Annotated in this window: 20 protein-coding genes; 4 read left to right on the top strand and 16 right to left on the bottom strand. The window is 62.4% G+C overall.

The features are described 5' to 3' along the window. Positions 1-20 precede the first annotated feature (20 nt). Both AiwAL_RS15090 and AiwAL_RS15085 read left to right on the top strand, forming a co-directional pair. Entirely contained in the window at positions 21-971 is a 951-nt protein-coding gene (locus AiwAL_RS15090) for a LysR family transcriptional regulator (protein ID WP_262312972.1), read from the top strand. A gap of 58 nt (positions 972-1,029) precedes the next feature. Then, positions 1,030-1,461 carry a nuclear transport factor 2 family protein gene (locus AiwAL_RS15085; protein ID WP_262312971.1) on the top strand — a complete coding sequence of 144 codons (432 nt, stop codon included), beginning with the start codon at positions 1,030-1,032 and terminating at the stop codon, positions 1,459-1,461. 172 nt (positions 1,462-1,633) lie between these two features. Here AiwAL_RS15085 and AiwAL_RS15080 read toward each other — a convergent pair whose 3' ends face one another. The 10 genes from AiwAL_RS15080 to AiwAL_RS15035 all read right to left on the bottom strand — a co-directional run bounded on the left by AiwAL_RS15080 (position 1,634) and on the right by AiwAL_RS15035 (position 8,934). Then, on the bottom strand, positions 1,634-3,397 hold the full coding sequence (locus tag AiwAL_RS15080) for a DUF3363 domain-containing protein (RefSeq protein ID WP_262312970.1): 1,764 nt from the start codon (positions 3,395-3,397) through the stop codon (positions 1,634-1,636). 262 nt (positions 3,398-3,659) lie between these two features. Continuing rightward, positions 3,660-4,592 (bottom strand): lytic transglycosylase domain-containing protein, encoded by a 933-nt coding sequence (locus AiwAL_RS15075; protein ID WP_262312969.1) that lies wholly within the window; start codon positions 4,590-4,592, stop codon positions 3,660-3,662. Positions 4,593-4,595: 3 nt separating this feature from the next. Continuing rightward, the gene (locus AiwAL_RS15070; protein WP_262312968.1) at positions 4,596-4,931 is read right to left on the bottom strand and encodes a DUF736 domain-containing protein; all 336 of its coding nucleotides are present in this window, start codon (positions 4,929-4,931) and stop codon (positions 4,596-4,598) included. After that, positions 4,928-5,515, bottom strand: a complete 588-nt coding sequence (locus tag AiwAL_RS15065) for a S26 family signal peptidase (protein ID WP_262312967.1) — start codon at positions 5,513-5,515, stop codon at positions 4,928-4,930. Before AiwAL_RS15065 ends, AiwAL_RS15070 begins: the two co-directional genes overlap by 4 nt. Then, complete coding sequence (locus tag AiwAL_RS15060) at positions 5,512-6,018, bottom strand: DUF2840 domain-containing protein (RefSeq protein WP_262312966.1); 507 nt, start codon at positions 6,016-6,018, stop codon at positions 5,512-5,514. Before AiwAL_RS15060 ends, AiwAL_RS15065 begins: the two co-directional genes overlap by 4 nt. Next, a complete protein-coding gene (locus tag AiwAL_RS15055) occupies positions 6,015-7,199 on the bottom strand; it encodes a replication initiator protein A (RefSeq protein ID WP_262312965.1) in 1,185 nt (394 codons plus the stop codon). Before AiwAL_RS15055 ends, AiwAL_RS15060 begins: the two co-directional genes overlap by 4 nt. Positions 7,200-7,213: 14 nt before the next feature. Beyond that, positions 7,214-7,507: an AlpA family transcriptional regulator gene (locus AiwAL_RS15050; protein ID WP_262312964.1), complete on the bottom strand. Its 294-nt coding sequence runs from the start codon at positions 7,505-7,507 to the stop codon at positions 7,214-7,216. Positions 7,508-7,727: 220 nt separating this feature from the next. Continuing rightward, entirely contained in the window at positions 7,728-8,366 is a 639-nt protein-coding gene (locus AiwAL_RS15045) for a DUF2285 domain-containing protein (RefSeq protein WP_262312963.1), read from the bottom strand. Further along, positions 8,305-8,514 (bottom strand): transcriptional regulator domain-containing protein, encoded by a 210-nt coding sequence (locus AiwAL_RS15040; protein ID WP_262312962.1) that lies wholly within the window; start codon positions 8,512-8,514, stop codon positions 8,305-8,307. The genes AiwAL_RS15045 and AiwAL_RS15040 overlap by 62 nt, the downstream gene beginning before the upstream one ends. Before the next feature lie 156 nt (positions 8,515-8,670). Then, positions 8,671-8,934 carry a DUF2285 domain-containing protein gene (locus AiwAL_RS15035; RefSeq protein WP_262312961.1) on the bottom strand — a complete coding sequence of 88 codons (264 nt, stop codon included), beginning with the start codon at positions 8,932-8,934 and terminating at the stop codon, positions 8,671-8,673. Between the two features lie 219 nt (positions 8,935-9,153). Between AiwAL_RS15035 and AiwAL_RS15030 the strand changes: the two genes are divergently transcribed. Continuing rightward, positions 9,154-9,414 (top strand): helix-turn-helix domain-containing protein, encoded by a 261-nt coding sequence (locus tag AiwAL_RS15030; RefSeq protein WP_262312960.1) that lies wholly within the window; start codon positions 9,154-9,156, stop codon positions 9,412-9,414. Between the two features lie 19 nt (positions 9,415-9,433). On the opposite strand, the gene AiwAL_RS15025 is transcribed toward AiwAL_RS15030, so the two are convergent. The 6 genes from AiwAL_RS15025 to AiwAL_RS15000 form a co-directional block, all read right to left on the bottom strand. Then, entirely contained in the window at positions 9,434-9,781 is a 348-nt protein-coding gene (locus tag AiwAL_RS15025) for a hypothetical protein (protein ID WP_262312959.1), read from the bottom strand. Then, complete coding sequence (locus tag AiwAL_RS15020; protein ID WP_262312958.1) at positions 9,778-10,068, bottom strand: DUF6516 family protein; 291 nt, start codon at positions 10,066-10,068, stop codon at positions 9,778-9,780. The genes AiwAL_RS15025 and AiwAL_RS15020 overlap by 4 nt, the downstream gene beginning before the upstream one ends. A 136-nt stretch (positions 10,069-10,204) precedes the next feature. Beyond that, on the bottom strand, positions 10,205-10,528 hold the full coding sequence (locus tag AiwAL_RS15015; RefSeq protein ID WP_262312957.1) for a DUF736 domain-containing protein: 324 nt from the start codon (positions 10,526-10,528) through the stop codon (positions 10,205-10,207). A gap of 499 nt (positions 10,529-11,027) precedes the next feature. After that, complete coding sequence (locus AiwAL_RS15010) at positions 11,028-11,744, bottom strand: hypothetical protein (RefSeq protein WP_262312956.1); 717 nt, start codon at positions 11,742-11,744, stop codon at positions 11,028-11,030. 8 nt (positions 11,745-11,752) lie between these two features. Next, positions 11,753-12,043: a hypothetical protein gene (locus tag AiwAL_RS15005; protein ID WP_262312955.1), complete on the bottom strand. Its 291-nt coding sequence runs from the start codon at positions 12,041-12,043 to the stop codon at positions 11,753-11,755. Positions 12,044-12,113: 70 nt separating this feature from the next. Further along, positions 12,114-12,770, bottom strand: coding sequence for a DNA methyltransferase (locus AiwAL_RS15000; RefSeq protein ID WP_262312954.1), 657 nt, complete (start codon positions 12,768-12,770; stop codon positions 12,114-12,116). Between the two features lie 352 nt (positions 12,771-13,122). On the opposite strand from AiwAL_RS15000, the gene AiwAL_RS14995 reads away from it, so the two are divergent. Continuing rightward, on the top strand, positions 13,123-13,853 hold a 731-nt coding region (locus AiwAL_RS14995), incomplete at its 3' end, for an IS701 family transposase (protein ID WP_408851741.1).

The raw sequence follows: 13,853 nt of genomic DNA, 5'->3' as shown, positions 1-13,853 counted from the left end.
CCCGGAGTGTAGGATCGGCCATGGACAGCTTGGATTTGAATCTGCTGCGGGCGCTCGACGCGCTGTTGAACGAGGGGAGCGTGACCGGCGCGGCGCGTCGGCTTGGCTTAAGCAGCTCCGCCATGAGCCGGACTTTGGCAAGGCTGCGATCCGCAATAGGCGACCCGCTGCTGGTGCGCGCCGGGCGTGGGCTAGTTCCCACACCGCGTGCCGTAGCGTTGCGTGACCGGGTTCATGAACTTGCCCACGAGGTGCGGGGGGTTCTCAGCCCCCAGACTGACCGGCTGGACACCATCACGCTGGAGCGGACATTTGTGATTCGCGCCAATGAGGGCTTTATTGGATTGTTCTCCGCGCCGCTGGTGGCTGCCGTCGCGGAAACGGCGCCACGTGTCCGCCTGCGGTTCGCGCCCAAACCCATCAAGCATGCCGAACCGCTGCGGGCGGGGCTGGTCGATCTGGAAATTGGGGTTCTCGGGGAATTTGCACCGGAGGTACGGACTCATCTCCTCTTCCGCGATAGATTTCTAGGTGTGGTCCGGGATGGGCATCCATTGCTGGAAACGACCATAACGCCTGAGCGCTATGTGGCGTACAAACATGTCGTAGTGTCTCGAAAGGGGGCTTTCACGGGGCCGGTCGACGACGCCCTGAGGGAGCTGGGGCTCAGACGGCAGATTGTCGCCGTCGTACCCGGCTTTCCCGATGCCTTGCGTATTGCGCGCCAGTCAAACCTCATCGCGCTCGTACCGCGTTCGTGTTTCGATATCGGTCTGATGAGTGGTGATCCCCTTATACAGGGCTTGGTTAGCTTCAAGCTACCCGTCCCGACGCCGGAGATAGCGATATTGGCGATGTGGCATCCCCGCATGGATGCGGATCCGGCCCATCGCTGGCTGCGCGAGACCGTGATCTCCGTCTGCCTGACGGCTTTTCCACGACATCGGGAACGACAGGGTGCAGCGAGCTGATGCATTCCTCGAACCAGTCGATTTCGTAATTTTAACTATAGCCCCAGGAGATACCGGAATGTTGAATGAATCATACGCCGCCTACCAAGGGGCCGAGCCCTATTTCACGATGGCCCGAAACGCCTTGGGAGATCTCGTTGACGGCGCGCATTTCTTCGACATCGTTGCCGACGATATCGCCTATGAGGTCCGTTACGACCTGGGCTGGCCGCGTGTGATCCGCGGCCGGGCCGATCTGATGACCCAGTTCCGGGGCTATGTCGGCGTCATCCGTATCAACTCCGTGGATCATGTCATCGTCACTCGGGCCGACGGCGGCCGGGCGGTCACGCTCGAATACGAGGTGCATGGGACGATCCTGTCGACCGGCGCCGGATACGACAACCGGTTCTGCTCGATCGTCCTGCTCGAAAACCGGAAGATCGCCGCTTGGCGGGACTACATGGACTCGCATGCCGCCTGGACCGCGCTGACCGGAGGCGGCGCATAAGGACGATGACACGGATCCAGGTCGGTTGTTCAGCCGCGATTGCTGTGGCTCGGCGCCGCGTGCCTCGCGGGTGAACGGCCGATAATGGACGGAGCGTCGAGGCGGACGAACCATCGGAGTGGGGATGTGAAGCAGTCGTCTGAGGCTTCGTCATGACCGAACTTCGGGCCGATTACAGAGCGAGCCCCTGCTTTCGCCCGATGCTCCACTCGATGCCGCCATCCTCCCGCGCAGCACCTGAGACATGCCGGCCGAGCTTCTTCTCCAGGCTCGGCGACCAGGGCACGAGCTGGAAGCCCAGACCATTATCGATCATGGCGAAGCGCCCGGATGAAAGCGTGAGCCGCTGGCGATAGGTCCCCATGACGCGCTCTCCTGCTGGGGCTTCCACGCGGGCTAACCCTGTCATCGCAGACAGCTTTCCCGCCACCTCGTCCAACTCGCGCTGGCGTAAGGTTGCCAGCAGGTTGCGCTCGAAGGTGACATGGTCCCCCTGTTGCCGCGCCATTCCCTCTTGGATCAGGTGTTCGCTGCGCGCCTTCATCGCTTCTCGTACCTCGCCGCCGAAGCCGCCCATGGCGAGCGGCATCGGCTGACGCTCGACCAGGCGGTGATCGAGCCAGGTGGCGCCCGGCGCATTGACCTGCCGGTCGAGATCAAAATCCGAGCGTGTCGCCAACATCAGCGTTGGTTGCCGGTCATCCTGCCCCTCAAACCGGCGGACCTCGACGATGCCGCCGAGGGGCGGCGCGTGCTCGAACGCCTCGATCCCCCGGAAACGGACATGATGGGCACGGCCGTCCGTGCCGTCGATGACGGCGTAAGCCTCGCCGGTCAGCTCGTCGTGAAGACCTTTGTCGACCAGCCGCCCGATGATCGGTGATTCGGATGAAGCGGCGTCGATCACGTAGTCGCCGATGCCACGATCATGGCCTCGCTCGGTGAAGGCCCGATGCATGGTCTTGATGATGTCGCCTCGCATACCGAGGCCGCGCAGCGTCTGCTCGGCCTCAAGCCCAACCATCCACTGGCCGGAACCAGTCTCCGCAGCGAGCCCCATGCGCTCCAGCTTCTGCATCCTGCAGACCATGAGGCGCCGCAGCTCTGGGTCGTCGGGACCGGCCTGGGCGGGGCGGAGATCAACCAGGCCGGTCTCGTCAGCAGCGAAGCGGATCTCCACATCGAGCCGCGTCCAGCGGTCGGCATCCACCTCCTGCTCCAGCGCCGACCGGATGGTATGCTCGGGCTTCGGCCCCAGCTCGATGGAGACCAGATCCCCGGCCCGCGAGCGCAGGCCTCGGCTGATATAGTCCCGCGAGATAACAAGATCGGCGCCGGTCTCATCGACGCCCCGCACCAGGAGATGGACATGCGGATTGTCCGTGTTCCAATGGTCCACCGCGACCCAGTCCAGCTTGGTGCCGAGATCGGCTTCCATCTGCCGCGCGAGGTCGCGGGTGAACGCCTTGAGATCGGTCATCTCGCCGGCATCTTCGGGCGAGACGATAAACCGGAAATGGTGTCGGTCATCCTCGCATCGCTTGGCGAAGGCGCGGTCGTCGGCACGGTCGGTCTCGGCGTTGAACATCACGCCCCGTTCCCCCTCCCGGCTCACCCCCTCGCGCTTCAGGTAGGACAGATGGGCGGAGAGCGGGGCAGACCGGAAGCGCTGACTCTGGTGACGCACGACACGCGCCTTCACCACCACGCGCCGCGCCGGGCTGAAGAGCCGGCTCCGGCTAAAGGCGGCGCGGCCGCGCCCGAAACTGGACCGGCCGGGCGTGAAGGACCGCCCCTTACCGGGTAATGGCGGGATGGCTGGACCTGCATTGCGGGCGGCCGTGAGAACTTGGGCAATGAAGCTCTTGGCCTTCGGCGCCCGTGTCGAACGGACGTGGCCAGGCCGCACACGGAAGTCATTCTCCTCCCGGCTCATCGGACCGCCTCGCAGGGCAGGCCGGAAGCGATGGAAGCGCAGTGTGCAGATCGAAGCTTTGCATTCCCTGGATAAAATCGCAGAATCTGCCACCGACCGACCGCCCTGCATGCCAAAAGACAAGCCGCGACAGCGGCTTGGATGACGGCGTGGCAGGCGCTTTTATCTCGCCATCCTCTGCCTCTGTTCCCAACCTTCCACCACCCTTCCATAGGAAATTCGCTGCGACGCGCTGCGATACCCCGCAATGCTAAGGTGCTCATCATGAGCCCACCTTGCCGGATACCGGCACGAACATGCTGGTGAGCGCGCGATGCGATGGCGTCAGATCGGCGATGGCATTGCGTTCAGAAGGCTCTGTTGGTTGCGCATGAGAGGCCGCAGAATTTGCAATTCCGCTGCTCCCTGACGTGCCAGCAGAGTGAGCAGCAGGCGCTTCGACGAACAGCGGAGCCTGCACCCAATTTGCGGTGTCAGTGTCACGCGGCGGCATGACGCCGGTCGCCAGCATCGTATTCCGCTTGCCTTCGATCACCGGCAATAATCGCGCGACATAGGAACGGGTTTCGGCAGGAAGCGGCATGCCTGTTGTGAGATATGCGTCATATTGCGCAGGCCCGGCATTATAGGCGGCCAAGAAACCTGCCTCGCCGTAGCAATCGAGCATTTCGCGTAGATAGGCGGCGCCCGCGATGATGTTATCGTGCGGCTGTAATGGATCCGCACCCAGCCCGTAGCGCGCCTGCATGGCTGCATATGTTGTGGGCATGAGCTGCATGAGTCCGAGGGCACCTTTCGGCGATACCGCGTTGGCATGGCCGCCGCTTTCCACTCGTATAACAGCGCGGATCCAGGCCACGGGAATCCTGAAGCGCCGCGAGGCTTCCAAGACGTCATTCCCGACTGATCTGGTGTCGATCACATGCTGAGCGGCCGTACTTGGCTCGACATTTTGCGCGTCGGCGCTGTGGCTTGAAAACAGCGTGGCGTATAGCAGAGCCGTGCCGAAAATCATCGTTCGTCCGGCAAGCGTCCAGTGCGCCACCGTGCTTATGCCGTTCAAGGGCAAGGCGCTGTAGCGCCGGCCAACGGGCCGCCCTTGACCGGCACGCCGCGCGGCGGCTGGCAGAAGGCTGTCGCGTTCGCGTGCGACGGTTGCGGCTTCGAAGCCACAGCGTTCGGGCCTGTAGCGCATGGATCATTCCCGCTCGCCGCGCCTCGGCGGACGGTTCCAGACCAGGTGATAGGCGTTTCCGTTGCGCCCGGACTTGAACAGATTGGCGCGGATTGGTTGCGCAAAAGCGGGATCATCGAGCAGCAGCGAGAGATAGTCGCCAGCCTTTTCGCCGGTCTGTTTCCAGCCAGCGCCGATCTCAGGACCATCCTCCGCCCCGAGATGAATGCGATAATCCGGTGCGTTCAGCGCCTCGGAATGATCCGCGGGAATAATCGCCAGCTCGACATCGAGCATGGCCGTGCGAATGCGGCCCGTATAGCTGCCGCCTTCCCGCGTGAAGACGCCGATCTGTGTCATGATGATTTTCCTTTCGTCGTTGATGGTGAGGTTGTGGGAGCGCTCCCGCGGGGCTTCCTGGCCGCCGGAGCAGGGGCATGTTCAATCCACATCGCCACGGCCTGGCCGATGATCGAATGTACGGGGAACGGCCCAAAATAGCGTCCATCCAGGCTGTCCCAGACGCGAGTGTTCATCAGGAAAACCTGGCCGGGGATAAGCCGTCGGCAGCCGTGCCACCGCGGCAGTGGTCGGCCAAGATGATCGCGATCGAGAGCAAGACCAACGGTTTTGCCGTCGATGGTGACGATATCGCCCATGCGGCAGACTGTCTGTCCCGGAAGGGCCGCGATATGCTTCAGCAACGGCACGCCACGCGGCAAAAATCCGCCTCGTGCGAGGAAGGACGCGATGCGCGGCGGCGGCATGGCGGCGACCAATTCACCATCATGCAGGATGCCAGGTGCGTGCAGACGGTAGAGACCGATCGGCGTGCTGGCGGTCGCATTCCACAGCAGCGTAGCCTGCCAAGGTTTTGCCGCCGGGAGTGCCATCAGCGCCGCCGCCGCCGCGGATAGGGCAGCCCATGCCGCGCGGCGGGTCATGACAGGATCCGCCGGCGCATTAGCCATGCCACGTGTCGGCTGCGGCTATAGAGCCGTGGGGCTTCGCCAGCTGCTAGTCGGTTGTGAATATGCTGCCAGTGATCCGGCGCAGCGTCGGCAGCGTCAATGCCGATGGCCTCCACGGCATCGATCGCCTGCAACACGCGCTCAACTCTCGGCCAGCCGGTGATATGGAGCAGCAGCTCGCCACCGGGTGCAACAAAGGGTACGGTCGTGAATGGTTGTCCAGGTGCGACAGCGCGCAAAATGTCGATGCGCGACAGGACCGTGCCGTGCTCATTCGCCGCCCAGCGGACGAAGGCAAAGATGCTGCCCGGCGCAAAGCCTAGAACACGGCGGCGCCGGTCGAGGATGGTTTCCGTGGCCTCATGTCCGAAGCGGATCCAAAATTCGACTTGGTTCTCGATCCAGGTCAGTTCGACACGGGTGAGGCGGTCCGCATCCATTTGAGGTGACTGAGGATTTGCACTGCCGATGTTCATGGCATGTCGTCCTGAGCTTTTGGGAGAGGTGGATTCTCGCTGTCGGGGGCGTGCGTTTTGGCGCTCCTGCTCTTTACGGCCGGGGATGAGCAACAGGATGTCTGGTTGGCAAAGCGGGTTTCAGGCCGATGCGGCTTTGTTGTTTGGAGAGGGTGGTCGCGCTCACCGGTGGCACTACACCAGTTAGATTCTTTTAAGTTATATAAGTTAAGGGAGGAAAATCCGTTGTTATATGCAGGGAGCTTTCCGAATCCGTGCGCCTGATCTCCCGTGTTGGCTGCGCCTGATCTCACGGGCGTATCCACAGATTTTGCGCCTGATGTCACGACCGGAGTCACAGCATTATCCACAAAGGATGTGGATAAGTGGACGGGCTCGGCATGCAGCAGCTCGCGCCCATCGCCGCGCTGAATGCTCAGGCGATAGCCGGGCAGTGGCTGCCGCAGCGCGATCCGGCGAATATCGAGGGCAAAATCCGAGAGGCGCGCAAGGCTGCCGGACTTGGCATGCAGATGGCGGATCTCAAAGCTCCAGCCTCGTGCCTGACGGCCGGCATGTTTGCGGGCGATACGATAGAGCCAGCGCTCGATCCCGCCCTTCAACTGGAAATAAGCTGGGTCAATGGTCAGAACCAATGAGCGGTCAACGACGCCGCGATAGAACCATTCCGGCAGCACGCATTCGATGCCTTCATTGCGGCCCGAGCGGGTCTTCATCTCGGCCCATTCATTGATCCAGGAGAATTGCTGGCGGCGCCAATGCTCATTGTTGCGGATGGTGGTGGCAATGACCGTCGATTGCAGGCGGGACAGTGCGCCTTTGAGCAGGCGATATTCGGTGGCTCCCGTTGCGCGCCCGATCGCGGTCAGAAGCTGGTAGGGCGTAAAGCGGAGAAGGCGTGAGGTTTTCAGACCGCGATTTTCCGCGGCGACGATCTGGCTCGCGGCCCAGATGAGGAAATCGGCATCCCAGATTGTCGCCATGCCATGTTCGGGCATGCCGAAGACCTGCACTTCGACATCGCGGGCTTTGTACAGGATGGGCGTTGTCCGCCGGGATTTGGACAATGAGAAGAAGGGGCGTTCCATCAGATCACGCTGATCACGCGGATTGATCCCCTCCTCGGTGATGATGAAGGCATCGAGCCGGTTGCGCTCTGTGCCGGGGGAAGGCGCAGCCATGGTGTGTAGCGACCTCAACGCCGGGTGCTGCCGGGGATGGCACCGCGTGCATCGGCGGAAGGGCGCATCTGTCCCGCGCCCCGCGCCGCGAGGTATTGTGGGTCGGAGGTCGAGCGGCACGCGGATTGATTGGCCCAGGCTTCGATGTCGTCGATGGCATAGACGACGCGCCCGCCGAGCTTGCGAAAGACCGGTCCACCGCCGTGGCAGCGATATTTCTCCAGGGTCCGTGGCGAGATGCCGAGAATATCAGCGGCGTCGTGGGTTCTGACGTAATGGGTGGTGAGTTCTGCGGCTTTGTCGCGCATGAGGGATCTCCGTCTTCGTTGCGAGGGCCGCGGCAAAGGCGCGGCGTCTGCGGATGACGTTGGCGGAGAACGCAGGCGTTGGGGGTGGACAAAGATTCGAGCGGGGAGATGTCCACCTTTGAGGATGTTCTGGCGCAGGTGAGAGGCATGCAGGCAAGCGCAGTCTGAAGAGGCATAGCGTGGCGGCGTTGTCTGGCGGCGCAAAGCGCTTCAGTACAGCTCAGCTTCCATGAAGAATTTTCAGATAGTCGCGATCGACGAGCATCGTGGCGCGGCGGATCAGCCTCTCGGCCTGCTTGCGGATGGCGGCATCTTTCCATTCGATCGATGGGAGTGATGCGCGTTTATCCTTGAGGACGAGGCTGGCGACCTCCCGCGGGCCGCCGCCGGCTCGCGCGACATCGGCGGCGTGGAGGAGTTGGATCAGCAACCGCCTCTGTGGAGGGCGGATGCGCAAGACGGGCGGCAGCAGCTGGGTCGAGCGGCCATGGAGCCGCTTCATGAAGCGCAGCGCCACTTCCAGCCGCAGCGCATAGGTCCCGTCGGCGGGCAGCAGAATAGCTGGGTGGATGGCAATTCCGGTGGCGCGCATCCGCAGATGGAGTTCACCGGACCCATCGCTGATCACCCATTCCCGCCCGTCTACATCCTGGTGGTCGGTCAGGAGCGCGCCGAGCCGATCCGGGGCGCCGGCAGAAGTGACCTTGAAGCCGGGCGGCGCTGGCTCCAGGATCAGCGTGGCGGGGGAGACCTCCGGCAGCCAGAGGCTTTTGCCGGCCTGGGCGGGTTGATCCGGATCATGCGCGAAAACGCAACCCCCAGCGGCGAGCCAGACTCGCCAGGGCAGTTTCGGCCTCAAGCCGGTCGCGGGTAATCTGGCGGCGAACCCGCGCATAGTCGCGGCGATAAGCGGGATTGCGGCGCAAAAATTCGATGGCGAAGCCCGGGCGTTCAAGATGGTTCAACTGCTCGATCGTCCCCGGCGCATGCCAGTATGCGTTTGGCATGGCATTTTCCTTTGCGTAATGCGCAGTGAAGGAACGCCAAGATCCAGAAATGCAGCGGCGCCGATAGACGCTAAGGTTGCATTGCGTGCGTTGATGCTTCGGCAAACGCACTCGGGGTTGTGCGGTCAAAACCAGGGGGAATCCGCTCAGCGGGCACTATTGCAGACGCGGTTCGAGCAGATACCGATAACCGGTTTCTGTCATCCAGCGGGCGCGGGCAAGGTGGCTATCATGGACGATCCTGGCACGTTCGGGTTCTTGGTCGGCATTGAGCCCAAAGATGATCTGCACGACCTCCCGCCAGTTCGCACCGTCCTCATCGGCGTCGAGGAGCCGGATATAGGTCACGAGATGGCGCTCGTCATAGGCGTTCACCCGTTCGGTGAGCGGCGGACGGTCCTGAAAGGCGGGTCTTGTCATGCAATGCTCCCGTCATTTTGCTGGGGCGTGCCGGATTGCCCTTCCATACCGCAAGATCGGCGCCTGTTACATGACATCCGGCGATGCGCCCGGCGCATCGCGTGGCATGCAGGCGCAGGGAAGCGGGTTGGCTTTCGTGGCTAGAGCACCCGTCGGCAATGTCGATTGTAGAGGATACTCCGTGGAGGAATACTCGACAATGCTGCGGCGTCAGCCGGTATGGAGATCCGAGACATCCTCGCGCGCAATCTGCGCCTGTACCGCCAACTGCGCGGCTTGTCGCAGGAGGAGCTTGCGCACAGGGCGGGGGTTGATCGTACCTATGTCAGCGCCCTCGAGCGTAGCGTCTATGGCGTCACCATTGACCTGCTCGACAAGCTGGCGGTCGCTTTGGACGTCGAGGCAGCGGATTTATTGCAACGTTCAAAGCCGAGCGAGCTTGGTGGATCAGAAATAGACGAGGCGCGGGAAGGGGGCTGAGGCGCTTCTGCTTTGACGATCAGAGCGCGATGACAGCCCGGATCTCATCATAATTGGCGCGGACTTCTCCTTGCTCGCGGTCCAGCAAGCCAGCGGTGACGAGGGCTTCCACATCCTCATGCACCCGCTTGTAATCGCGCCCCAGGTCACGGGCGAGGGCCGCTACTGACGCGGCGGGCTGCTGATGGACGCGCCGCAGAATTTCAAACCGCTTGGGTGTCATGACATTCGCCAAAGCCGCCCAGCTCTCGAAGGTGATATGCGTCTGGCTTTCCACCGGCCCGAGCTGGGCCGCCGCCACGGCGTCCAGCACGCGCCGCTTCGTATCGGCAAAGCTGCCGCCGACATGCACTTCCAGCTTGCTCATATCGCTTCTCCTCTGATCGCCACGATCTCCGCTTCAAAATCATCCAACAGCTGCGCCAGCGTCGTGAAGCCATAGGGGCTTTCGACGCCAAGCACATGTTTATGGTCACCCTTGCCGCGCTCATTGTCGAAACCCACGATCCGCTCGCCGTCCCTGCCATAGAACAACCGGTACTTCAGGCCGTGGGTCGTGGGCGGCACAGGTGTCGGAACCTGCCAGATCACCACCTCGATGATCGCGCCATCCGCGAGGATGCGCCGGTCGCGGATGATCAGGATGGCTTTCATCTATGGCTTTTTACGCCATAGATGCATATGGCGTCAAGCGCCATAGAGGGCAGGCTCACGGACGGGGGCGAGGGTCTGGGTATGCTGACCATCCGTGGAAAGCCCCGCCCGTTGCCGGGCGGGGTGGTGGCGCCTGTCAGCCGCGGTTGTTCCGGCGGTCCCGGGTCCAGGTGAGGGTAAAACCTTGCCCGTCCTCGTCCCGGAAGAGGTTGGCGTGGACCGGTGCGGCAAAGCCCGGGTCATCGAGCGTGATCGAGAGGAAGTCGCGCCCGTCATTGGTTTGATTGGTCCAGGCCGCGCCGATTTCTGAGGCGTTCAGATAGACCCTGTGGGACGGGGCCTTGTGACCAGTGGGCTTGGTGACGGGGATGATGCGGATGCCCTTTGCCTGGAAGGTGAGGGCGGTGATGTTGCCGTGAAGCTCATCGCCGGATTTTTTGAAGGAACCGATATTGGCCATTTGAACCACTCCTTTGCTGGATCGGGCGGCGACCATCGCCGCCTCGATGGCGGTCCATTGACCGGGGGCCGGTCGGCCTGCACCGCTTGCGGCCGGAGCATCGCGAAGGACGGCGGGGACTGGTTTTTTTGTCTCGCGCTGCAAAGGCGCCTTGGCGCCGGCGGAAAAAAGCCGGGCGACGCCGTTGCAGGAAGGCGAGCGGGATTGGGTCGGATCAAGCCATGAGGGGCGGCGCGAGTTGCCTGACCATCAGCAATTCAGGAAAGGCAAATGGGGATGAACGGTGCCCGCTGCTGAAATCCGAGAGCTGCGGGGAATGTTCACGTACGCGCCAAAGGCGAGGGGACAGCATAGGGGCGACCAGGTGACGGGTGACTTGCGCCACGCAACACAGGGGCGTTCGAAGATCTGAGAAACCGGCGTTGCCTGTGTCAGTCGAACAACTGGCGCTGCAACGCGGTGATCATGTCTGATGGCGGGTAGATCGCCTGATCTGCGCTCAATAGGCGCGACGAGGCCGGCGTCGCCTTGCAACCGGCAAGGGGAGAGTGGGCAGCGGCTTGTGCCTGGCGCCACTGTTCTCTCCGGGCATGGGCGGACTCCCGGCGGCCAGCCGTACCCAGGCCGTGGCGCTCGCCATGAGTCCACCAATGATGCCGAATGCCACCACCCAGGCATGAGAGGAGATGCCAATTCCGGCGAGACCTGCTGAGACGCTATATCCGGCGACGGCGGCCGGCACAGCGAAAATAAGGGCGACCAGGGATCGAAACATGACGCTGCGGGAGGAGGTGAATGCATATTGGCCGGCGGCGAAGGTCAGGGCCCCGACAGCCAGGCCGGCAATGATGGCACCGAAAGGCCCCGCCGCCATGTGATAGACCGCCAGGAAGGCCCAGAACCCCGCGGCGCAAGGGAGCGCGTAAATCGCGACCGAAAACAGCAGCCAGCATATTGCGCCGATGCCGAAAAAACTAAGTCCAATGCCAAGGCCGAGCAGCATGAGGGCGTCCTTGATGCGAATAATCAAGTGCGATGCAGGCACCAAGCCTGCATGCGCACAGTATGCGGGTTCTAGCAGAATTGGAACATAACATTCGGAAAGATCCAGATTTATCAAGGAACACATTGATTTTATGCCCGTGTTGGCGAGCCGGGCGCAGTCCGGCGAGCCGCCTGCATTTTGGCATGCGGATCGGCGGCGATATTTTGCCATGGGAGGCCTTATGGGCGCAGCCATTGCCAGGGTGCGGCCGTTCCCGCCCGGCGATAAGACAGGCGGCGGCAACGGAATGTGTTCCAGGTGAACATGAGCGGCTCAAAGCCATGCCACCAATCGGCTTCGACGTCGCCGCACCGTCCCTCGAACAGGAGCGTGCCGCTTGCGTCATAAAGCCGGAATTCCATGGGGAGGTTGTCGCCCTGTTGCGGTGTTCCGCGCGTGGGGGCGCCGTTCATGTCCTCCCCCAAACCAACACAGCCGCCCCAATGATCGGTGGTTACGATCCAACGCATGGTATGATCCTTTCGTGAAAATAGGGTGCCCGCGGCAGTGGCGGGCATTGAATGAAGGGGACGCGGCGGCCTAGGCGGCCGCCATCCTTTCGTCGTTCAGGCGCTTGGTGGCTGTCTCGAAATGTTCCTGGCTTAGCTCAATGCCCAGCCAGTTGCGCCCAGTGTCGCGGGCCGCTGCGAGTGTCGAGCCTGACCCGCAAAACGGGTCCAGAACCAGCCCGCCGGGCTTGCAGAAACTCTCAATCAATGGCCGCAGGGCCTGCACGGGCTTCTGGGTCGGATGCAGGCGGTTGCCCGTATAATCAAAGTCGATCACGTCGTTGATGGGCTGTGCTGGTGGTGTTACGGCCCCCTTTGCCAGCAGATATGCCTGTTCGTGCGAATAACGCAGGAAGCGGGAGGATGACGCGTATCGCTTCCGAAACACGACATGGCCAACAATGTCGAAACCGGCAGAGCGCCAGGCATCCATAAACAAATCAACCTTGTTCCACCCATAGAAGCTCAGGCAAAAGCCACCATATTTGAGAACACGGTGCATCTGGTTGAAGGCAGGCTTTAACCAGCGGGGGTTATCATCGTTGATAACGGTGCGACCATCCCGGCCACGATAGCGGGTGATATAAGGCGGGTCGGTCAGGATGAAATCGATGGAAACCCGGTCTAGCTTCCGCATCATCTCGATGCAATCGCCGTTCAGGATGGTGTTTTGAAAGGGGGAGGTCATTTTCCGGTCTCCTTGGGGTTTGAGGTGCAGCGCGCTGCACCCTTGCCCGCCGGCGAGGCCGGGGTGTGCAAGTGTCAATCGGCTTCGAGTGGAACCAAAACGCAACGAAATTGACGCACGCGGAAATTTCGTCTGTCGTTTTGGGGGAAGACGATGGACACGCGCCGAGGGCCGGAGACCCTAAGCATCGGAGCAGTAGATGAACTGTCTGAGTCGGAAGGCGTTTGACTGTTATGGAGCGAAAAATAAGCAAGCTACTACTGGGGGCCTAGTCTTACTGTGTCACAAAATTCTTGCAGCGATTCGTTGACGCGTGTGAGTGGGTAGAGATTCTGACTCGTGGAGGCGGGTGGTGGGTCTCGAATCGAACACGCAAGGCAGCGAATCACGTCTGGCCGCCTATGTCGAGGCGCTGACGGCGTCGCTTGGGCATGCCGACAGGGCTGCGCCCTTCCGGTCCTACACCGCAGGCCTCCTGCTGCCCGGCGCCCGCAAGAGCGTCGAGCCGATGGCCGCCCGTGTTGAACCAGGCCGGGTGCAGGCGGCCCATCAGTCCTTGCACCACTTCGTCGCCAAGGCCGACTGGTCCGACGACGCCCTGCTGGCCGCCGTCCGCACCCATGTTCTGCCGATTATCGAGCAGCGTGGCCCCATCCGCGGCTGGATAATCGACGACACCGGCATTCCCAAGAAGGGCACGCATTCGGTCGGCGTCGCTCGGCAATATTGCGGCCAGCTCGGCAAGCAGGACAATTGTCAGGTCGCCGTCACTTTGTCCCTGGCAGCCGACCACGCCAGCCTGCCCGTTGCCCATCGCCTCTACCTTCCCCAGCCTTGGGCTGACGACCTGGCCCGGCGCGCCAAAGCCGGCGTGCCGGACGATGTCGCGTTCCAGACCAAGCCGCAGATAGCACTCGCCCAGATACGCGCCGCCATCGAGGCGGGGGTGCCCACAGCCACCGTACTGACCGACGCCGGATACGGCGTGGATACAGCGTTCCGTGACGGCATCACCCAGCTCGGTCTCGCCTATGTTGTCGGCATCCAGACTTCAACGAGCCTATGGCCGCCAGGCGCCGAGCC

Source organism: Acidiphilium sp. AL, assembly GCF_025499445.1.
Lineage (GTDB): Bacteria > Pseudomonadota > Alphaproteobacteria > Acetobacterales > Acetobacteraceae > Acidiphilium > Acidiphilium iwatense.
Note: the sequence above shows the minus strand (reverse complement) of the source record. Positions and strands in the feature narration are given on the sequence as shown.